Here is a 19278-nt window from a genome sequence, read left to right on the forward strand (position 1 = left end):
CACCCGGCGCCACTCGTCCCTCGTGCCGGTGGTCATGCTCGGTGCGTAGGGCCGACACAACTTATAGGGGTTGTTGCCGGGCAGGCCACTAGATGTAGGATCCATGCTCGTCGCTGGTTCGCTCCTCGGGGCGAGGCAAGAGGGAATCCCGGTGTGAATCCGGAACTGCCCCGCAGCGGTGAGCGGGAACGACCGCCGTCACATCAGCACTGGGCCGCCCGCGGCCTGGGAAGCGACGGCCATTAGGCGTGTGGAGTGCGCCCGCGAGTCCGAAGACCTGCCGGTGACGTCGTCCAGGCCCCGAGGGAGGGCCGCGAGACGGAGTGACCGGCATGCCCGCCCGCGGGCGCCCGGTCGTGCTCCGCCGTGCCCTTCCGCCCGGGGTGATCCGAGCGCACGAAGGAGACAGCACGTGACGGTGACTGATTCGCGGCCGAGGCGGCGGCCGGACGGGGGGAGCGAGCACAGGCGGCTCGCCATCGAGGAGGCCGCCGCCCGGGTCATCGCCGACCCCGCCAACTCCCGCGTCGCCGCGCGGCTGCTCGCCGAGGAGATCGCCGAGGAGGCGGCGGCGCACGGCGTGCGGTCGTTCTCGGAGTCGATCGCGGCCACGCACGCGGTGGGGCTGGTCCAGGACCGCCTGGCCGGCTTCGTCCGGGACGACGCGGCCGTGCTGGACGGGCTGGTGGACCCCGCCGGCGACGACCGTTTCGAGTACTTCGGGCTGCGCACCGTCTACGACCGCTACCTGTTGCGTCACCCCGTGACCCGGGGCGTGCTGGAGCGCCCGCAGCACTTCTTCCTGCGCGTGGCCTGCGGGCTGGCGGACACCGTCGCCGAGGCGGGCGAGCTGTACCGGCTGATCTCCACGCTGTCGTACATGCCGAGCTCGCCGACGCTGTTCAACTCCGGCACCCGCCGCCCGCAGCTCTCGTCGTGCTTCCTGCTGGACTCGCCGCGCGACGAGCTGGACGCGATCTACGAGCGGTACGGCCAGGTGGCGCGCCTGTCGAAGTACGCCGGGGGCATCGGCATCGCCTGGACCCGGGTCCGCTCGCGCGGCTCGCTGATCCGGGGCACCAACGGCCACTCCAACGGCATCGTCCCGTGGCTGCGCACGCTGGACGCGAGCGTGGCCGCCGTCAACCAGGGCGGGCGGCGCAAGGGCGCGGCCTGCGTCTACCTCGAACCGTGGCACGCCGACGTCGAGGAGTTCCTGGAGTTGCGCGACAACACCGGCGAGGAGGCCCGGCGCACGCACAACCTGAACCTGGCCAACTGGATCCCCGACGAGTTCATGCGCCGGGTCGAGGCCGACGGCGAGTGGTCGCTGTTCGACCCCAAGGAGGTCCCGGAGCTCACCGACCTGTGGGGCGAGGCGTTCGACGCCGCCTACCGCGAGGCCGAGGCCGCCGGCCGGCACGTCAGGAAGGTGCCCGCCAGGGCCCTGTACGGGCGCATGATGCGCACGCTGGCCCAGACGGGCAACGGCTGGATGACCTTCAAGGACGCCTCCAACCGCGCCTCCAACCAGACGGCGCTGCCGCGGAACGTGATCCACCTGTCCAACCTGTGCACCGAGATCCTGGAGGTGACCAGCGACGCCGAGACCGCGGTGTGCAACCTCGGCTCGGTCAACCTCGCCGCCCACCTGGTGGAGGGCGGCCTCGACTGGGAGCGGCTGCGCGCCACGGTGGCGACGGCCGTGCGGTTCCTCGACAGGTCCATCGACCGGGGCTACTACCCGACACCCGAGGCGGAGGCGGCGAACAAGCGCTGGCGGCCGATCGGCCTGGGAGTGATGGGCCTGGCCGACGTGTTCTTCGCGCTGCGGCTGCCGTTCGACTCGCCGGAGGCGCTGGCGCTCTCCACCCGGATCAGCGAGGAGATGGCGCTGGCCGCGTACCGGACGTCGTGCGATCTCGCCGAGGCGCACGGCGCGCACCCGTCGTACGCCGACACGCGGGCGGCGCGCGGGGTCCTGCACCTCGACCACTATCCGGCGGCGCGGCCCGTCCACCCCGGCGAGTGGGCCGTCCTGCGCGAGCGGATCGCGGCCACCGGCCTGCGCAACTCGCTGATGATCGCGATTGCGCCCACGGCCACCATCGCCTCGATCGCGGGATGTTACGAGTGCGTCGAGCCGCAGGTGTCCAACGTGTTCAAGCGCGAGACCCTGTCGGGCGAGTTCCTGCAGGTCAACCGCTATCTCGTGCGCGACCTCCAGGAGCGCGGGCTGTGGACGCCGCAGGTCAGGGACGCGGTCAAGCGCGCCGACGGCTCCGTCCAGGACATCGCGGCGATCCCGGCGGACCTGAAGGAGCTGTACCGCACCGCGTGGGAGCTGCCGCAGAAGGCGCTGATCGACCTCGCCGCCGCGCGCCAGCCGTACATCGACCAGTCGCAGTCGCTGAACCTCTTCATGGCGACCCCTACCATCGGCAAGCTCTCGTCGATGTACGCCTACGCGTGGCGGGCGGGCCTGAAGACGACGTACTACCTGCGTTCGCGCCCGGCCACCCGCATCGCGCAGACGACGGTCGCCGCGGAGCCGGCCGAGCCGGCCGCCCGGACGGACACAGGACCGGACACAGGACCGGGCGCCGTCTCCGTGCCCGAGGCCGTCGCCTGCTCCCTGGAGAACCCCGAGATCTGTGAGGCGTGCCAGTGATGCTGCTCGACCCCGGCATGAACCTGACCCTGCGCCCGATGCGCTACCCGGAGTTCTACGAGCGGTACCGGGCCGCGATCCGCAACACCTGGACGGTCGAGGAGGTCGACCTCCAGTCCGACCTCGCCGACCTGGCCAAGCTCGGCGCGGGGGAGCGGCACCTGATCAACCGGCTGGTGGCCTTCTTCGCCACCGGCGACTCGATCGTGGCCAACAACCTCGTGCTGAACCTCTACCAGCACGTCAACGCCCCCGAGGCGCGGCTGTACCTGTCGCGGCAGCTCTTCGAGGAGGCCGTGCACGTGCAGTTCTACCTGACGCTGCTGGACACCTACCTGCCCGACCACGACGAGCGGGCCAAGGCGTTCGCGGCGGTCGAGCACATCCCGTCCATCAGGGACAAGGCCGAGTTCTGCTTCCGCTGGATCGACTCGATCAACGGGCTGAGCCGCCTGGAGACGCGGGACGACCGCCGGGCGTTCCTGCTCAACCTGATCTGCTTCGCCGCGTGCATCGAGGGGTTGTTCTTCTACGGCGCCTTCGCGTACGTGTACTGGCTGCGCTCGCGCGGGCTGCTCGGCGGGCTGGCGACGGGGACGAACTGGGTGTTCCGCGACGAGTCCATGCACATGGAGTTCGCGTTCTCGGTCGTGGACACCGTGCGCGCCGAGGAGCCGGACCTCTTCGACGACGAGCTGGGCGACCAGGTGACCCGGATGGTCGAGGAGGCGGTGGCGGCCGAGCTGGCGTTCGCCCGCGACCTGTGCGGCGACGGCCTGGCGGGGATGAGCGCCGAGCGCATGCGCGAGTACCTGGAGTACGTCGCCGACCGGCGCCTGGCCCGGCTCGGGCTGGCGGTGCGGTACGGGACGGCCAACCCGTTCGCCTTCATGGAGCTCCAGGACGTGCAGGAGCTGGCGAACTTCTTCGAACGGCGGGTCTCCGCCTACCAGGTGGCGGTGGAGGGCAGCGTCAGCTTCGACGAGGCCTTCTGACCCTCGTCCCACGCCGTTTCTCCGAGGCGGCCGGCCGTCCCGCAGCCGCCTTGTGATCCTTGTCACTCTATTTCTAGATTCATGGCCGGATGTCTGGTTATGGATCGCCCGAGCCGGCGCGTGGCCCCCGCGGCCCACGCCGGTGGCGGGCACCCGCGACGCCGGGATTTACGCCTTTCGCCTGCACACGATAAGAAAGGACGACGAAAGGGGCACTGTCGGTGTCGTCGGTAGCAAGCTGGATACTTCTGGTGGTCGTGGTGCTCGCCGCGATCGTCGCGGTCGAGTTGGTCAGACGGGTGCTGCGGTCCCGTCACGTCAACGGACGGTTCTCCCTCGCGGGCCCGCTGGTCCAGCGCTGCACGTGGCCGAGCTTCGCGACCGCGGCCCTGGTCGCGTTCAACACCGTGTACGCGCCGAACATGTTCGGGAAGCAGAACACCTCCGGGACCCCGGACGCGCCCTCGACCACGACCGCCGCCGTGGTCGAGCAGGCCGTCACCCTCCTGCTCATCGCCTGCGTCGCCTGGCTGGTCATCCAGGCCGCGTACGCGGTGACGGACGTGGTGCTGGCGAGGCTCAGCACGGTCGAGGGGGAGGGGAACCGCAGGGCGCGGCGCATCCGCACCCAGATCGCGCTCGTCCGCCGCGTCGCCGCCGCCGTGATCATCATCGTGGACATGGGCGCCATGCTGTTCAGCTTCCCTGCCGTCCGCGCGCTCGGCGCCGGGCTGCTGGCCTCGGCGGGCATCGCGGGCGTGGTCGCGGGCATCGCCGCCCAGTCCACGCTGAGCAACCTCATCGCCGGGCTCCAGCTCGCCTTCAGCGACGCCATCCGCCTCGACGACGCCGTCGTGGTCGGCGGCGAGTGGGGCCGCATAGAGGAACTGACCCTCACCTACGTCGTCGTGCGGCTGTGGGACGAGCGGCGGCTCATCCTGCCGGTCTCCTACTTCACCACGACGCCGTTCGAGAACTGGACCCGCTACGAGAGCCGCGTCATCGGGCACGTCCTGCTGTACGTCGACTGGTCGGTGCCCGTGGACGAGCTGCGGGCCGAGCTGTACCGCCGCCTGCGCGACCACCCCCTGTGGGACCAGAAGGACTGGACCATCCAGGTCACCGACGTCCAGCCCAACGGCCTGGTCGAGCTGCGGGCCCTGATGAGCGCCTCGGACGCGCCGAGCGTGTGGGACCTGAAGTGCGACATGCGCGAGCACCTGGTGGCCTACGTTCGCGACCACTACCCCGAGGCGCTGCCCCGCCTGCGCGTGGAGGACTTCCCGCCCGCCGGGCGCGGCGACGGATCCGCCCCCGGGGCGGACGGGTCCGCCGCGAAACCGGGAAGGTCCCCCGTACGCGCCGGCGCCCTGCGGCCGCCCGGCGGTCCGTACCCCGACGACACCCCCGACTCCCAGGCCGACGGCGGCCCGGTGCGCTGAGCCGGCGGGTCAGTTCTGCTGCGGGCGCAGGAGGCGGGTGGCACCGGCGATGAGCGCCGTGGCGAGGATCCACCCCGACGCGATGAGGATGTTCGCCAGCCACTGCGTCCAGCCCACCGGCTCCCAGGCGGCCCGCTGCTCGAAGACGCTCACCGGGACCAGCAGGTCGAGGGTGTAGGGGAAGGAGTGGAAGACGCGCCGCTCGTCCAGGCCGACCTGCGCCGGGGGGTTGAGCGTGAACACCACCGTCCCGACGGCGAGCAGCAGCCCGAACCACACCCCCGCCAGCCACGCGCGGTGCCCGTACCCGACGGCCACGTCCAGCGCGTAGCCGCCGACCCTGCCGGGCATGTCCAGGGTGGCGCGCCGGGCCCGCTGCTTGGCGAGCAGGACGGCGCGGGCGTCCGCGTCGTGGCCGATCCTGCGGTACCACGCGGCGAGCTGCTCGTAGGGCTGCGGCCGGTAGCCCGCGGGGTCGCGTCCCAGCCAGGACAGGCGCTCGGCCAGGGGAGTTCCGCCTCGCAGCGACTCGAAGGTGAGCCCGTTGAGCTCCACGCCGCCGGGGTAGGCGCCCGGGGAGTCGAGGAGGACGCCGATCCGGGAGTAGCCCAGGTTGACCCTGCCGCTCACCGACGCGGGGGTGAGGATCAGCTCGTCGACCTGCATGTGGCTGAGGTGGAGGCAACGGCCGGGGGCGCTGAGCACCGCCCGGTCGAACGACAGCACCCCCGCCACCCGGGCGCCGCGCAGCCGTACGGTGCCCTCGGCGGTGAAGCCGGCGCTGAGCTCGGCGCTGGACGCCTGCATGTGATCGGCGTAGATCGCGTGCTTTCCTGTGCCCTTGATCACCGCTCGCTCTAGGTACAGGCCGCTGTTGAAGCGGGCGCCGATCATCCGCAGCCCGCCGTTGGTGCGCAGGTCACGGCAGAAGGCGCCGCCGTCCACGGTCAGGCCGCCCGCCCACAGCGCCCAGTGGTCCTGGTCCCACCCGCGCTCGCGCCGCTCCGCCTCGCTGAACGGGCGGCGGACGTCCTCCTTGTCGCTCTCCGAGGCTCCGAGGGGGACCGGCGCGTTCAGTGTGGCCCGCGCCAGCCGCAACTGGCCGGTGATGTGGGCGTTGTCGAGCCATACCCCGGCACGCACCGTGCAGGCGTCCAGCTCCAGCAGCCCGTCCACCGTGCACCGGGCCGCCCGGATCCGGTAGATGTCGCAGCCGCGGAACCGCAGGCCCTTGGCGGTGCTGTCGGTCAGCGAGACGATGCCCGGCAGGTGGCAGTTGTGCAGATGCAGCTTGGTGGTGAGCGACGCGTCGGACAGGTTGAGTTCGCCCGCTATGCGCGCCCCGGCGAGCCGCAGCCCCGCGACCTGCCCCGGTCCGGCGGGGTTCGCCCCGAGCATCAGCGCGGCGACGACCTCGGCGCGCACCGTGCGATGCCGGCCCCACGTGGAGCCCTTCGCCGGGTCGTCGGTCTCGGGGTCGCCGGTGCGCAGGTCGACCCAGGCTCCGGAGGGATAGGCGTCCCAGACCCGGCGTTCCGCAGGGGTCAGCCGCCAGAACGGCCGTGATCTCCGCACATTGGGGACTCTAGCGTGAGATATCCCGCCCGGTCCGGCCTTGATCGGTTTCCCACCCGCGCCGATTCCTCGCCGCTCCCGCCGATCCTCCCACGCCCGCCGGGCACGGGATGACGTACGGGAACGTCAGTCGCGCTCGATGTGCATGGCCCGCTCCTCGGCGGACAGGTCGCCGTCGTCCGCGCCGACCTCCTGCGCCCACTCCTCGGACTCCACGTCGGGGTGCGCGCCCTCGTCCGGGGCGACGAAGCGGTACTCGTCGCGCGGCGTGCGGGAGCGCTCCGGGGCCTCCTGCCACACCCGGCGCGAGATGCCGTCGCGCTCGTCGGGAGCGTCCTCGACGATCTCGTGACCGATGGGCAGGTTGTCGGTCCATTCCTCGATCTGGGTCAACTGTTCGTCATCGCCCATGTTGTCGGGCCCGCGTGTCGTCTCGGTCATACCTAAGGCCCTACCCCCGAACGGTCATGTGTTGCCCATCGGCCGCCATGCTATCGGGCAACGCCTGCTAGATCCTGGATCGGGCGGGGGGCTACCTCTCGACGATCTCGTTCTTGCCGATCACGACCACGCCCTCGCGGGTCACGGCGAAGCGCGAGCGGTCGTACTCGACGTCCAGGCCGATGCGCGCGCCGTCCGGGATGACCACGTTCTTGTCGATGATCGCGCGCCGCACGACGGCGCCCCGGCCGATCTTGACCCCTCCCATGAGCACCGAGTCCTCCACCTGGGAGTGGGAGTGCAGGACGACCCCCGGCGACAGGATCGACCGGGAGGCCATGCCGCCGGAGACGATCACGCCGGGGGACACCAGCGAGTCGATCGCGCGCCCGACCCGGTCGCCGTCGTTGTGCACGAACTTGGCCGGCGGGTGCGGGTCGTGGCCGGTGTAGATCGGCCAGCGGTCGTTGTAGAGGTTGAACACCGGGTGCACCGACACCAGGTCCATGTGCGCGTCGTAATAGGCGTCGAGCGTCCCGACGTCGCGCCAGTAGCCGCGGTCGCGCTCGGTGGAGCCGGGGACGACGTTGTGCGCGAAGTCGTACACCTCGGCGCCGCCGGACTTCACGAACATCGGGATGATGTTGCCGCCCAGGTCGTGTTTGCTGCTCGGGTCCAGCGCGTCCTCGCGCAGCGCGTCGATCATGGCCTGCGTCCTGAAGACGTAGTTGCCCATCGAGGCGTAGACCTGGTCGGGGGCGTCCGGCAGGCCCACGGCGTCGGTGGGCTTCTCGCGGAACGCGACGATGCGGTGCCCGGCCGGGTCGGTCTCGATCACCCCGAACTGGTCGGCGAGGGACAGCGGCTGGCGGATGGCGGCCACCGTCACGTCCGCGCCGGAGTCGATGTGCTGGTCCACCATCTGGCGCGGGTCCATGCGGTAGATGTGGTCGGCGCCGAAGACGATGCAGTGCTCGGGCAGCTCGTCGTAGATCAGGTTGAGGTTCTGGAACAGCGCGTCGGCGGACCCGGCGAACCAGCGCGGGCCGAGCCGTTGCTGGGCGGGCACCGGCGTCACGTAGTTGCCGAGCATGGTGGACATGCGCCACGTCCGCGAGACATGCCGGTCGAGGCTGTGGCTCTTGTACTGGGTGAGGACGACCATCCTGAGGAAACCGCCGTTGGCCAGGTTCGACAGGACGAAGTCGACCAGGCGGTAGATCCCGCCGAAGGGCACCGCGGGCTTGGCGCGGTCGGCGGTCAGCGGCATCAGGCGCTTGCCCTCGCCACCGGCCAGCACGATCGCGAGGATTCTCGTCGTCATAGCACCGACGTTACCCGGCTTTTCCCTGCTAAACCCGACGAAACACCGTCGAACGCTAAGGTCGAGTCATGCGAGTCGATCTCCTGACCCGAGAATACCCGCCGGAGGTCTACGGCGGGGCCGGAGTCCATGTGGAATACCTTGCCAGGGAGCTGCGGAACCTGGCCGACGTGCGGGTACGCTGCTTCGGCGCCCCCCGGCGGGAGCCCGGGGTGCACGCCTACCCCGTTCCGGACGGCCTGGCGGGCGCGAACGCGGCGCTGCAGGTGCTCGGCGTCGACCTGGAGATCGCGGCGGCCTGCGCGGGCGCGGACCTGGTCCACAGCCACACCTGGTACGCCAACTTCGCCGGCCACACCGCCAAGATGCTGCACGGCGTCCCGCACGTCGTCACCACGCACAGCCTGGAGCCGCTGCGCCCGTGGAAGGCCGAACAGCTCGGCGGCGGGTACACCCTGTCCTCCTGGGCCGAGCGGACGGCGCTCCTGGCCGCCGACGCGGTGATCGCCGTGTCGGAGGGCATGCGGCGCGACGTGCTGACCTGCTACCCCGAGATCGCGCCCGAGCGCGTCACCGTGATCCACAATGGTATCGACACCGGCCAGTACGCGCCCGACCCCGGCACGGAGGTCCTGCTCCGGCACGGCATCGACCCCGCGCGTCCGTACGTCGTCTTCGTCGGCCGCATCACCCGCCAGAAGGGGCTCGTCCACCTGCTGCGCGCCGCCCGCGCGTTCGACCCCGCGGCGCAGCTCGTGCTGTGCGCGGGCGCCCCCGACACGCCGGAGATCGCCGCCGAGGTCACCGGCCTGGTGGACGAGCTGCGGGCGAGCCGTGCCGGGGTGGTGTGGATCTCCGAGATGCTGCCGAGGCCGGAGGTCATCCAGATCCTCACGCACGCGACCGTGTTCGTCTGCCCGTCGGTGTACGAGCCGATGGGCATCGTGAACCTGGAGGCCATGGCCTGCGAGACCGCCGTCGTGGCGACCGCGACCGGGGGGATCCCCGAGGTGGTGGCCGACGGCGAGACCGGGCTGCTCGTCCCCATCGACCAGGGTGCCGACGGCGAGCCCCACGACCCGGAGGCGTTCGCCGCGGCCATGGCCAGGGGAGTGAACACCCTGCTCGCCGACCCCGCCAAGGCCGCCGGGATGGGGTCGGCCGGCCGCCGCCGCGCCGTGGAGCACTTCTCCTGGCCCGCCATCGCCGCGCGCACCCGGGAGCTGTACGCGTCCCTGGTGTGACCCCGCGCGACGTTGAGGGGATGGGCGGCAACAAAACCGGTGGCCGGCGCGTCCAACGAGGCATGAGAAGCAAGAACGTGGCGCGTCTCGCGCTGGCCGCCGGGGTGGCGGCCGCCGCGCTGAGCGCGTCGGGGGTTACGGCGGCGGGGGCTTCGACGGCGAAGACGTCGGCGTCTGGGGCCTCGGTGGCGAGCGTTTCCCAGGCGCAGGTGGGGCCTGGGCGGTGTCACACCTCGGCGCTCGCCGCGCGTGCCGGGCGGGTGGACGCCGGGGCGGGGCAGCGCTACGCGCCCGTGGTCCTGACGAACAGGTCGTCCCGGACCTGCTGGGTGTACGGGTACGTCGGCCTGATCATGATCGACGGCCGGGGGGACGTGCTGCGCACCAGGACGCGCAGGGACGGCACCACACCGCGCAAGGTCACGCTGCGGCCCCGGGCGTCGGCGTACACGACCCTGCACTGGACCGAGGTCAGGTCCGGGCGCGAGACCGCCTGCCCGGCGTCGGCCCGCCTGATCATCCTGCCGCCGGACGAGGTCGGCACCCACCTGGAGATCCCGTTCAGGGCGGCCCCCTGCGACGACGGACGGCTGGACGTGTCCCCGCTGGCGGCCGGGCGTCGGGGGCCGGCTCGGTAGACTGGCGGCGTGCTCGCGATCGATCGGGTCAGGATGGCCTTCACCGACCGCCACGGGGGAGTCAGCTCGGGGCCGTACGGCACGCGTAACCTCGGCGGGTCGGTGGGGGACGACCCCGCCGCCGTGGCCGAGAACCGGGCACTGACCGCCCGGGGCTTCGGGCTCGATCCCGGCGGCGTGGTGTTCATGCGGCAGGTGCACGGCCGGGACGTGAGCTACGTGACCGGGCCGTTCGGGGCCGATCCCCCCTCGCTCGACGGGGTCTTCACCGACAGGCCGGGGCTGGGGCTGGCCGTGCTGGCCGCCGACTGCGCGCCCGTCCTGGTCGCCGACCCCGTCCTCGGGATGGTCGGCGGCGCGCACTCCGGCCGGGTGGGCACGGCGGCCGGCGTGGTGAGCGCGCTGGTGGAGGCGATGCGGGCGCACGGCGCGGGCGACCTGGTCGCGATGGTCGGCCCGCTCGCCTGCGGTTCCTGCTACGAGGTGTCCGGCGAGCTGCGCGAGGAGGTCTGCGCGGTGGTTCCCGAGGCGTGGTCGTCCACCCCCACGGGCGCCCCGGCCCTGGACCTGCGGGCCGGGATCTCGGCCCAGCTCGCGCGGGCCGGGGTGGACGACGTCCGGCACGACGACCGGTGCACGATCGAGACCGCCGACCTGTTCTCTCATCGCCGCGAGAGGCTGACCGGCAGGTTCGCCGGGTACGTCTGGCTCACCGGCTGATCGGCGGCCGGTACCGTCCCCCGGCGTCCCGCCGCCAGGTCGCGCGCGGATCGGCGGGCGGACCACGGCGTCCGCAGAGCGGCCCGCCGCCGCATCGGCGTGATCAGCGCCAGGCCGGTCAGCAGGGCGGCGGCTGCGAGCATCGGTGCCACCCCCGTGGTGAAGCCGGTCACGGTGAGGGTGAGCAGGCCCGCGCCCACCAGGGCCGTCGCCACCGCCACCCGGACGGCGCCGGGCCGCGCGCCGGAAGCGGACGGGGGCTCCTCGAAGCGGGCGAACAGCCGGATCAGCGGGCGGGCGGCCAGCGCGAGCGCGGCCAGCCAGAGCGGCCATCCGGCGAGCCAGGCCGCGCTCGCGGGCGCCGGGGTGGCGAGGCCCAGGCCGACGACGGCGACCCCGGCGACCACGAACAGGGCACTCATGTGCCAGAGGTAGACGGTCATCATGCGCGGGCCCGCCCACGCCATGACGCGGGCCACGCGCGGCCGGGACGCCAGGCGCACGAGACGGGGACGCAGCAGCATCGCCAGCCCGATCTGCCCGAACGCCACCCCGAGCAGCGCGACCGTCGGCGGGGCCATGTTGGAGACCGCCCCCGGCAGCCCGATCATGCTCCCCGGGTACGGGCCGAAGGCGACCAGCGCGGCGGCGGCGCCGAACCCGCCGGCCGCCATGAGCCGGAACCCGGCCAGGCGCCCGCTCGCGTACAGGAAGCCGAGCTGGTGCACGGCCGGCCAGACGAACGCGACGTTGAGGAACCCCGCCGCCTCGAATCCGTTGAACCGGACGACGTCGGTCAGCACGGCGGCCACGGCCATCGCGGCGGGCACGCGCCACCCGAACCGTTCGCCGAGCCGGAGCAGCACCGGCGTCGCCGCGACGGCCACCAGGTAGATCGCGAGGAACCACAGAAGCTGCCCGGCCAGGCGGGCGGCCGTCTGCACGGGCTGGTCCGGCAGTCCGAGCGCGAGGAGCAGGTGGGGGAGCGGGATCCACACCGCGGCCAGGGGGAGCACCGGCCAGGCGAGCCGGCGCACGCGACCGGCCAGCCAGCGCGCGTCCCCGCCCCCGCGGGAGACGTGCGACCGGTGGCTGATCGCGTTGGCGGCCCCGCCGGCGAAGAAGACCAGCGGCATGACCTGGGTGATCCAGGTGATGACGAACGCGCCCGGCGAGGCGAAGGCGTTGCCCGTGGTGATCTGCCCGTCCGGGCCGCCGGTGTAGGAGAGGACGGGGATGCTCCAGTGCTCCAGCACCACCATTCCGATGCCGAACAGGCGCAACAGGTCGATGAACAGGTCGCGCCCCGGCCTGGCCTGGCGGGGGAGTGAGGACGACGGGCCGCCGCGTCCCGCCCGTGCCTCGGTGACCGGGCCGGCCGGAGCGGCCGCAGTGGCGTCTGGCCGATGGCGCCCGGGTGGGGCGACGGTGGTGGGGGGCGGGGGACCGGCCGGGTTCGCGGGCATGGGAGACCTCGTGTCGTGAGGGGAGCCAGGTGTCCGGGAAGCCCCGCTCCGGCGGGATCCCGATGGACTCGACCCTCTCGCCGGCGCCCCCGCCGGCGCACTGACGGATACGGGTGTCTTCGGAGAAGATCACCTGACCGCGCGCGGTAGGGCTGGCCCTACCATCGGGCGACCTGTGCGCCGGGTCGATCGGCTCGGGCGGGGCTCGTACCTTTGACGGCATGACCTCCCCTTTCAAGCGGCTCGGCGCCGACACGCGGTACACGTTGCTCGGTCTCCCCCTGGCGATCCTGAGCTTCTGCCTGCTGGTGCCGGGCCTGGCCGCCGGGACCGGCCTGGTCGTCGTGTGGATCGGTCTGCCGGTGCTCGCGCTGACCCTCGTGGCGGCCCGGGGCCTGGCCAACGTCGAGCGGAGCCGGCTGCCCGAGATCCTCGGCCGCCCGGTCGCCCTGCCGCGCCGCAAGAGCGCGCCCGCGGGATCGCGCTGGCCGCGCCGCATGATCCAGCCGGTCCTGGACATGCAGTCATGGCTCGACCTGCTGCACGGCATCGTGGTCTTCCCGGTGGCGATCGTCACGTTCGTCGTCACCGTGACGTGGTGGGCCCTGGCGCTGACCGGCCTGACCTACCCCCTCTACGGGTGGATCACCTCCAGCATTCCCGGCAACGTGCAGCTCCCCGAGCTGCTCGGGCTCGGCAGGGGCTACACCGTGGACTCGCTGTTCTACGTCGCCCTCGGCGCGATCGCCGGCCTCACCCTGCCCCTGGTCCTGCGGGGCGCCGCCCTGCTGCGGGCCGGGCTCGGACGGGCGCTGCTCACCAGCGTGGCCGAGCTGCGCGAGCGCATCGACGACCTGACCGAGGGACGCGCCGCCGCCGTGTCCGCGGAGGCGGGCGCGCTGCGCCGGCTGGAGCGCGACATCCACGACGGGCCGCAGCAGCGCCTGGTGTACCTGGCGATGGAGCTGTCGCGGGCCCAGCGCCAGCTCAAGAAGGACCCGCAGGCCGCGCACGCCACGCTGGCGGAGGCCATCACGGCGACCCGCGAGACGCTGGACGAGCTGCGCGCGCTGTCGCGGGGCATCGCGCCGCCGATCCTCAGCGACCGTGGCCTGGCCCCCGCGCTGGCGGCGCTCGCCGGCCGCTGCACCGTCCAGGTCGACCTCGACGTGCAGACGGTCGAGAGGTACACCGCCGTGGTGGAGAACACCGTCTACTACGTGGCGGCCGAGACGCTGACCAACATCGCCAAGCACAGCCGCGCCGAGCTGTGCACGCTGTCGCTCACCCGCCTGGGGGACACGCTGGTGCTCAGCATCGGCGATGATGGGGTCGGCGGCGCGCACGTCGCCAAGGGACACGGCCTGGCGGGCCTGGCCGACCGGCTTCGCGCGGTCGACGGCGAGCTGGTCGTGCAGTCGCCGGCCGGGGGGCCGACCTTGATCGTCGCGGAGGTGCCGTGCGGGTAGTCGTGGCCGATGACGCCGTCCTCATCCGATCCGGCCTGATCAGGCTGCTGGAGGAGTTCGGCTGCGAGGTGGTGGACGCGGTCGGCGACGGCGACGCGCTGGTGAAGTCCGTCGCCGCCCACCGTCCGGACATCTCGGTCGTGGACGTGCGCATGCCGCCGAGCTTCACCGACGAGGGCCTGCGGGCGGCGGTGGAGGCGCGCCGGCGGGTGCCCGGCTCCCCGATCATGATCCTCTCGCAGTACGTCGAGGTCTCCTACGCCGACGACCTCCTCGCGGACGCGCGGGGCGCGGTCGGCTACCTGCTGAAGGACCGCGTGGCCGACGTGGACGAGTTCCTGGAGGGACTGCGCCGCGTGGCCGCAGGAGGAACCGTGTTCGACCCCCAGGTGGTGGCCCAGTTGATGGTGAGGCGGCGGCGCGACGATCCGCTGGGGTCGCTGACCCCGCGCGAGCGCGAGGTCCTCGGGCTGATGGCCGAGGGCAGGTCGAACCCGGCGATCGGCCGTCAGCTCGTCATCACCGACGGAGCGGTCGAGAAGCACGTCAGGAGCATCTTCAACAAGCTCGGCCTCTACGCAGACGACGGCGACCAGCACCGCCGGGTGCTCGCGGTGCTCGCCTACCTGCGGTCCTGAGACGGGCGGCCACGGCGTCAACCGGGGGCCGGCGACGGGGGCGCGCCGTGGTGAGCGGGGACGATGACGGGCGCCCCGCCGCGGTCAGCCGGGGACGACGACGGTGACCGACGTGAGCAGGTGCCGGAAGCCGAGCCGTTCGTACAGCCGCCGGGCCGGATTGCCCTCGGTCACGGCGAGGCCGAGCGCGGGCAGGCCGTGCAGGGTGGCGAGCGCGAGCGCGCGGCGCAGCATGACGGCGCCCAGCCCGGCGTACTGCGGGCTCGGGTCGCGGAAGACGTCGTAGACCCACGGGCCGCCCAGCGGCGGCGGGTCGCCGCGGTCGCCGACGAGCACGCCCGCGACGACGCGCCCGTCCCGCAGGAGCAGCCCGCCGCAGGGCAGCAGCGGACCGTAGGACCGCCCGGCGAGCAGCGGTTCCAGCTCCTTTTCGAGCAGCTCGGCGTCGTCGACCGGGTGGTGGTCGGGGTGGCCGGGCCCGTAGGCGGCGCGCCAGGCGGGGAACACCTCGGCGGCGGGGACGGCGTCGCAGGAGACCACGCCGTAGCCGGTCTCGGCCCACTCGGCGGGGGCGGGGGCGGCGCGCAGGTCGCGCGAGTGGACGTGGGCGTGCCGCCTCGGGCGTGCTCCGGCGGCGAGCAGGCGCCGTCCGAGGTCCTCGCCGCCGGAGATGATCCAGCCCGGCATGTCGCGCAGGATCACCTCGACCGCACCGGGGGCGAGCTCCTCGGCGAGGTCGGCGCAGCGGCGCCCCTCACGGGTGCCTTCGACGTAGCTGAGCACCGGGCGTCCGGCCTGGTCGGTGGCCGTCCTGCGGCTGAGAGTCTCCACGTCGACCAAGTTAGGGCCGGTCAGGGCCCGCAGCCACTTATTTTCGGGCTGTTTGCCCCGTTGTGTCCACTTGTGCGTTGATCATCCGGCGGGTATTTACAGGAGTCAGATGATCATTCAAGATCACGAAATTTCTGTAACGTTCTGGTACCAGCGGTGGTGGGGAGACGCTAGTGTGATCGCGCGCGCAAATGTCCCGATAGATCCCGAAGGCACCCAGCAGCACGTTGACCCGGTTTGTACCCGGGGAGCGTTATGTGGCGGAGGACGGGATGAAAGAAACGCGGCATAGACGGGCCCCCCAGCGGTCTCGGTCACGAGGTCCTCTGGTGGTCGGGCTGTTCACGTCCACGTCGCTGATCGCCGGGACGGCTCTCTTCGGAGCGTCGGTCTTCGGTGAAGTACAGAGCTTCCTCATCTTCTACTCGGGGGTGTTCACACTCGTTGGACTGACCGCAACGGTGCTGGCCGGGCTGGCCGCCACCGATCGAATCCTCCTCGCGGTACGGCACCGTGTCCTCCTCCAGGGCGTCCATCGGGCGGCCGCCGTCCTGTCCGTCGGCTTCCTCATCACCCACGTCGTCCTCCAGATCATGCGCGGCCGGTTGGGCGCCGCGGAGGCGTTCCTCCCGTTCGGACGGGCCGGACAGGCGGTCGGACTGGGCACCATCGCCGCGTACCTGCTGATCCTCGCCGCCGCGACCGGCGCGTTCCGCGGCCGCTTCGCGACCATGACCAGACCCTGGGTCTGGCGAACCCTGCACGTCACGGCATATCTGTGCTGGCCACTCGCGATCGTGCACGGGCTGACCGCGGGCCGCGAGCCCGCCTACTGGGTGACCTTGAGCTATGTCGCCTCCCTCGTCGCGGTCGGGCTCGGCCTGCTCGTGCGGATGGTCGTCACCGTCGGCCCCAAGGCCGGCGGCCCCGCGGTCCGTCCGTCCAACATCGGGCGCAAGGCCGAGTACATCCGCGTCGACGACGTCTTCGACGAGGAATTCTGGGTGACCTTGAGAAAGGAGGTGCGGCGATGAGGGCCGACGGCGTCCCCGATGTCTTCAGGATCGGCCCCGGCCGGCTCACGGCCGGTCTGGACAGCTCGCCCCGCCTCGACTACGACACGCACCGCAGGGTGCACGGCCGGCTCCCGCGGCTGCCGATCGACGACCTGATCGCCCTGGCCGAGCTGGGCGACCTGCGCGGACGCGGCGGCGCGGGCTTCCCGTTCGCCCGCAAGCTCCGCGCAGTGATCGACTCCGCGGGCCGCCGCGGCGCGCCCATCACGGTGGTCGTCAACGCGACCGAGGGCGAGCCGGCGGCGGCCAAGGACAAGGTGCTGCTCACCCGTGCCCCGCACCTCATCCTGGACGGCGCCGACCTGGTGGCGCGGGCGCTGGACGCCCGCGAGATCGTCGTGGGCGTCGCCCACGGCGGGCCGGGGGAGCGCTCGCTGCTCAACGCCGTGCACGAGCGCGGCATGACCGACGTCGTCCGGGTCGTGCGCATGCCCGACCGGTTCATCTCCGGCGAGGGCGGCGCGCTGGTCGCGGGCATCAACGGCGAGCGGCCGATCCCTCCCGGCCGCAAGGTGCGCTCCAGCGACATCGGCGTCGGCGGAATGCCCACGATGCTCTCCAACGCCGAGACGTACGCCCAGCTCGCACTGCTGGCGATGCTCGGCGTGGACCTGTACTCCTCGGTCGGCACCCCGCTGGAACCGGGCACGGTCCTGCTGACCGTCACCGGGTCCGCGCGGCGGCCCGCCGTCGTCGAGACCCCGACCGGCGTGCGGCTGCGCGAGGTGCTCGACCTGTGCGACGCCGTGGTCGGCAGGGGCGTCCTGCTCGGCGGCTACCACGGCAAATGGATGCCGGCCGAGGCGGTCGAGCAGGCCGAGGTGTCGCGCGCCGGGTTCGAGGCGCTCGGCGGAGCCCTCGGCGCGGGCATCGTCATCCCGCTCGGCGAGGGCACCTGCCCGCTCGGCGAGACCGCCCGGGTGGCGCGGTACATGGCCGAGCAGAGCGCCGGCCAGTGCGGGCCGTGCTACATGGGGCTGCCCGACCTGGCGCGGGCGTTCGGCGCGCTCGCCGACGGCGACGGGCACATCGAGGCGGTCAGGCGCGCCGCCGACGGCGTGCGCGGCCGGGGCGCGTGCGGCCACCCCGACGGCACCTCGCGGTTCGTCCTCTCGGCGATCGACGTCTTCGCCGAGGACATCATGACGCACGCCGCGTACGGCACCTGCGGGCTGCCGGTGCGGGGCGTGCTCCCCCTGCCCGCGGAGACCAGCCGCGCCAAGGCGCAGGAGGCCCAGCTCAGCGTCGACTGGTCGCGGTGCGAGGGCCATGGCCTGTGCGCCCACGTCGTGCCCGAGCTGATCAGCCTGGACCAGCACGGGTACCCGGTGGTCAGCACGGCGTCGGTGCCGTTCCAGCTCGAAGGGGACGCGCGCAGGGCGATCGAGATGTGTCCCGCCCTCGCCCTGCGCCTGGCCCCCGCCCCCGCCGAGGCGAGGAGATGAGAGCGCGCAGCCTCGAAAAACCCCCGTCACCCCCGGCCCGCGTACGGGCGTTCGCGGCCCCCGCCGCCCGGATTCCCGTCGCCGCCGCACTCAGGCGACGGGGATCTCCAGCAGGCGGACGCCGTCGTCCCTGCGGACCTCGAAGCGGACGATGTCCGTCCGCGCCAGCGCGGTCGCGCCCGTGAGCCGCAGCGGATCGGGATGCCCGGGGACGCCGAAACCGCCCCCGGGCGGCACCCGCCAGCCCGACACGATGTCGGTGTCACCGCTGCGGGCGACGGCCACCAGGCTGCACCGCTCGGGCCCGGTGACGCCGCTGAGCTGGAAGCCGACCTCGGTTCCCCAGCTGCGGGCCACCAGCCCGACCCTGCCGCTGACCCCGGTGTCGGGGCTGGTGCCCTCCCTGACGTCGGGGGTCGTGGCCGCGCCCGTCGGGCCCGCCGCCACGACCGGGTTCGCGCCCGGCCACAGACGGGACGTCGCCACGCCGCCGGTGACGCCGATGAACAGCACCGCGGCCACGCCCAGCACCATGGCGCGCCGGCGCCGCGCCCGCGCCGCCGCGAGCTCCTCCCGCGTCGGCTCCCCCCAGGAGTCGGAGGTGCGCCGGTGACCGGGACCGGAGGAGCGGGAGCGCCGCTGGGGTGACCACAGGTCTGTGACGACGCCGTCGGCCCGCGGATCGGAGACCGCGCCGTTCGCCGTGCCCCGGGCCGCGCCGTTCGTCGTGGTCGCCGGGTCACCGAGGCCGCCCAGGCCGCGCTTGAGCGCGTCGAGCGCGTCGGGCAGTTCGTACATCTCGCGCAGCTCGTTCTGGCAGCTCACGCAGTCGAGCAGATGGCGGTCGAACGCCTCGGAGTCCTCCTTGTTCAGGGCTCCGAGGATGTATGCCGCCACCTCGACATGAGGGGGCGAATCCATCAGACCGGTCACCCCCTCTCCTTCATCGTCTTCTGGAGGGCGCGAAGCGCGTAGTACACCCGGGACTTGACCGTCCCGGGCGGAACTCCCAGCACCTCGGCCGCCTCATTGATCGTACGGTCGTGAAGGTAGGTCTGCACGAGCGCTTCCCGGTGTTCCTCCGAGAGGCTGTACAGGGCCTCCGATACCACCATCGCCGACAGCATCGGTTCCGATCCGTCGGGGATGGCGACGCTGTCAAGCCGGTCAGGTTCGACCTCCTGCGGACGCACGGAGCGTTGCCTGCGCGCGTCGATGACGATCCTGCGGGCCACGGTCATGAGCCATGCCCACAAGAGGCCGGGCTCCCTGTTCAGCTTCCCCGCGTTCCGCCACGCGCGGA

The 19278-nt window shown here is 72.6% G+C and carries 17 protein-coding genes and 1 riboswitch; of the genes, 10 read left to right on the forward strand and 7 right to left on the reverse strand.

The genetic code is table 11. From position 1 onward, the window contains the following. Positions 1 to 97: 97 nt before the first annotated feature. A riboswitch (cobalamin riboswitch) is annotated at positions 98 to 299 on the forward strand. A gap of 113 nt (positions 300 to 412) precedes the next feature. From DQ384_RS33450 to DQ384_RS33460, 3 genes are all read left to right on the forward strand, one after another. Next, positions 413 to 2671 carry a ribonucleoside-diphosphate reductase subunit alpha gene (locus tag DQ384_RS33450; RefSeq protein WP_114032877.1) on the forward strand — a complete coding sequence of 753 codons (2259 nt, stop codon included), beginning with the start codon at positions 413 to 415 and terminating at the stop codon, positions 2669 to 2671. Continuing rightward, positions 2671 to 3666: a ribonucleotide-diphosphate reductase subunit beta gene (locus tag DQ384_RS33455; RefSeq protein ID WP_114032878.1), complete on the forward strand. Its 996-nt coding sequence runs from the start codon at positions 2671 to 2673 to the stop codon at positions 3664 to 3666. The genes DQ384_RS33450 and DQ384_RS33455 overlap by 1 nt, the downstream gene beginning before the upstream one ends. Positions 3667 to 3887: 221 nt before the next feature. Continuing rightward, positions 3888 to 5108, forward strand: a complete 1221-nt coding sequence (locus DQ384_RS33460; RefSeq protein ID WP_114032879.1) for a mechanosensitive ion channel family protein — start codon at positions 3888 to 3890, stop codon at positions 5106 to 5108. A gap of 9 nt (positions 5109 to 5117) precedes the next feature. Here DQ384_RS33460 and DQ384_RS33465 read toward each other — a convergent pair whose 3' ends face one another. The 3 genes from DQ384_RS33465 to glgC form a co-directional block, all read right to left on the reverse strand. Then, complete coding sequence (locus tag DQ384_RS33465) at positions 5118 to 6683, reverse strand: oxidoreductase (protein ID WP_114032880.1); 1566 nt, start codon at positions 6681 to 6683, stop codon at positions 5118 to 5120. A gap of 126 nt (positions 6684 to 6809) precedes the next feature. Then, positions 6810 to 7124, reverse strand: a complete 315-nt coding sequence (locus DQ384_RS33470; protein WP_114032881.1) for a DUF5709 domain-containing protein — start codon at positions 7122 to 7124, stop codon at positions 6810 to 6812. Between the two features lie 91 nt (positions 7125 to 7215). After that, the gene (glgC, locus tag DQ384_RS33475) at positions 7216 to 8448 is read right to left on the reverse strand and encodes a glucose-1-phosphate adenylyltransferase (RefSeq protein WP_114032882.1); all 1233 of its coding nucleotides are present in this window, start codon (positions 8446 to 8448) and stop codon (positions 7216 to 7218) included. 68 nt (positions 8449 to 8516) lie between these two features. Between glgC and glgA the strand changes: the two genes are divergently transcribed. The 3 genes from glgA (at position 8517) to pgeF (ending at position 11050) form a co-directional block, all read left to right on the forward strand. Continuing rightward, positions 8517 to 9692 (forward strand): glycogen synthase, encoded by a 1176-nt coding sequence (gene glgA, locus DQ384_RS33480; protein ID WP_114032883.1) that lies wholly within the window; start codon positions 8517 to 8519, stop codon positions 9690 to 9692. 62 nt (positions 9693 to 9754) lie between these two features. Then, positions 9755 to 10330 (forward strand): DUF4232 domain-containing protein, encoded by a 576-nt coding sequence (locus DQ384_RS33485; RefSeq protein ID WP_147268984.1) that lies wholly within the window; start codon positions 9755 to 9757, stop codon positions 10328 to 10330. Between the two features lie 33 nt (positions 10331 to 10363). Then, the gene (gene pgeF, locus DQ384_RS33490; protein WP_114032885.1) at positions 10364 to 11050 is read left to right on the forward strand and encodes a peptidoglycan editing factor PgeF; all 687 of its coding nucleotides are present in this window, start codon (positions 10364 to 10366) and stop codon (positions 11048 to 11050) included. Here pgeF and DQ384_RS33495 read toward each other — a convergent pair. Beyond that, positions 10993 to 12516: an acyltransferase family protein gene (locus tag DQ384_RS33495; protein ID WP_181871556.1), complete on the reverse strand. Its 1524-nt coding sequence runs from the start codon at positions 12514 to 12516 to the stop codon at positions 10993 to 10995. The two genes, pgeF and DQ384_RS33495, sit on opposite strands and share 58 nt — an antisense overlap. A 221-nt stretch (positions 12517 to 12737) precedes the next feature. On the opposite strand from DQ384_RS33495, the gene DQ384_RS33500 reads away from it, so the two are divergent. Both DQ384_RS33500 and DQ384_RS33505 read left to right on the forward strand, forming a co-directional pair. Continuing rightward, positions 12738 to 13985 (forward strand): sensor histidine kinase, encoded by a 1248-nt coding sequence (locus tag DQ384_RS33500; protein ID WP_114032886.1) that lies wholly within the window; start codon positions 12738 to 12740, stop codon positions 13983 to 13985. After that, on the forward strand, positions 13976 to 14623 hold the full coding sequence (locus DQ384_RS33505) for a response regulator (RefSeq protein WP_114032887.1): 648 nt from the start codon (positions 13976 to 13978) through the stop codon (positions 14621 to 14623). Before DQ384_RS33500 ends, DQ384_RS33505 begins: the two co-directional genes overlap by 10 nt. Positions 14624 to 14707: 84 nt before the next feature. On the opposite strand, the gene DQ384_RS43840 is transcribed toward DQ384_RS33505, so the two are convergent. Then, positions 14708 to 15454 (reverse strand): GNAT family N-acetyltransferase, encoded by a 747-nt coding sequence (locus DQ384_RS43840; protein ID WP_114032958.1) that lies wholly within the window; start codon positions 15452 to 15454, stop codon positions 14708 to 14710. A gap of 329 nt (positions 15455 to 15783) precedes the next feature. Here DQ384_RS43840 and DQ384_RS33515 point away from each other — a divergent pair, with 329 nt between their 5' ends. Both DQ384_RS33515 and DQ384_RS33520 read left to right on the forward strand, forming a co-directional pair. After that, entirely contained in the window at positions 15784 to 16488 is a 705-nt protein-coding gene (locus DQ384_RS33515; protein ID WP_114032888.1) for a hypothetical protein, read from the forward strand. Further along, complete coding sequence (locus tag DQ384_RS33520) at positions 16485 to 17975, forward strand: NADH-quinone oxidoreductase subunit NuoF family protein (protein WP_114032889.1); 1491 nt, start codon at positions 16485 to 16487, stop codon at positions 17973 to 17975. The genes DQ384_RS33515 and DQ384_RS33520 overlap by 4 nt, the downstream gene beginning before the upstream one ends. 90 nt (positions 17976 to 18065) lie before the next feature. Here the strand turns inward: DQ384_RS33520 and DQ384_RS33525 are convergent, their stop codons facing one another. After that, complete coding sequence (locus DQ384_RS33525) at positions 18066 to 18908, reverse strand: anti-sigma factor (RefSeq protein WP_114032890.1); 843 nt, start codon at positions 18906 to 18908, stop codon at positions 18066 to 18068. Beyond that, a partial coding sequence (locus DQ384_RS33530; protein WP_245966956.1) for a sigma-70 family RNA polymerase sigma factor occupies positions 18905 to 19278 on the reverse strand: 374 nt, incomplete at its 5' end. The genes DQ384_RS33530 and DQ384_RS33525, both read right to left, overlap by 4 nt.

Source organism: Sphaerisporangium album, from assembly GCF_003323745.1.
In the GTDB taxonomy this organism is placed as follows: Bacteria; Actinomycetota; Actinomycetes; order Streptosporangiales; family Streptosporangiaceae; genus Sphaerisporangium; species Sphaerisporangium album.

Bases quoted from the DNA above. Each gene is read 5' to 3' on its own strand.
- DQ384_RS33520 (WP_114032889.1), top strand. From the start codon at position 16,485: ATGAGGGCCGACGGCGTCCCCGATGTCTTCAGGATCGGCCCCGGCCGG.
- DQ384_RS33485 (WP_147268984.1), top strand. From the start codon at position 9,755: ATGAGAAGCAAGAACGTGGCGCGTCTCGCGCTGGCCGCCGGGGTGGCG.
- DQ384_RS33495 (WP_181871556.1), bottom strand. From the start codon at position 12,516: ATGCCCGCGAACCCGGCCGGTCCCCCGCCCCCCACCACCGTCGCCCCA.
- pgeF (WP_114032885.1), top strand. From the start codon at position 10,364: ATGGCCTTCACCGACCGCCACGGGGGAGTCAGCTCGGGGCCGTACGGC.
- glgA (WP_114032883.1), top strand. From the start codon at position 8,517: ATGCGAGTCGATCTCCTGACCCGAGAATACCCGCCGGAGGTCTACGGC.
- DQ384_RS33470 (WP_114032881.1), bottom strand. From the start codon at position 7,124: ATGACCGAGACGACACGCGGGCCCGACAACATGGGCGATGACGAACAG.
- glgC (WP_114032882.1), bottom strand. From the start codon at position 8,448: ATGACGACGAGAATCCTCGCGATCGTGCTGGCCGGTGGCGAGGGCAAG.
- DQ384_RS33500 (WP_114032886.1), top strand. From the start codon at position 12,738: ATGACCTCCCCTTTCAAGCGGCTCGGCGCCGACACGCGGTACACGTTG.
- DQ384_RS33455 (WP_114032878.1), top strand. From the start codon at position 2,671: ATGCTGCTCGACCCCGGCATGAACCTGACCCTGCGCCCGATGCGCTAC.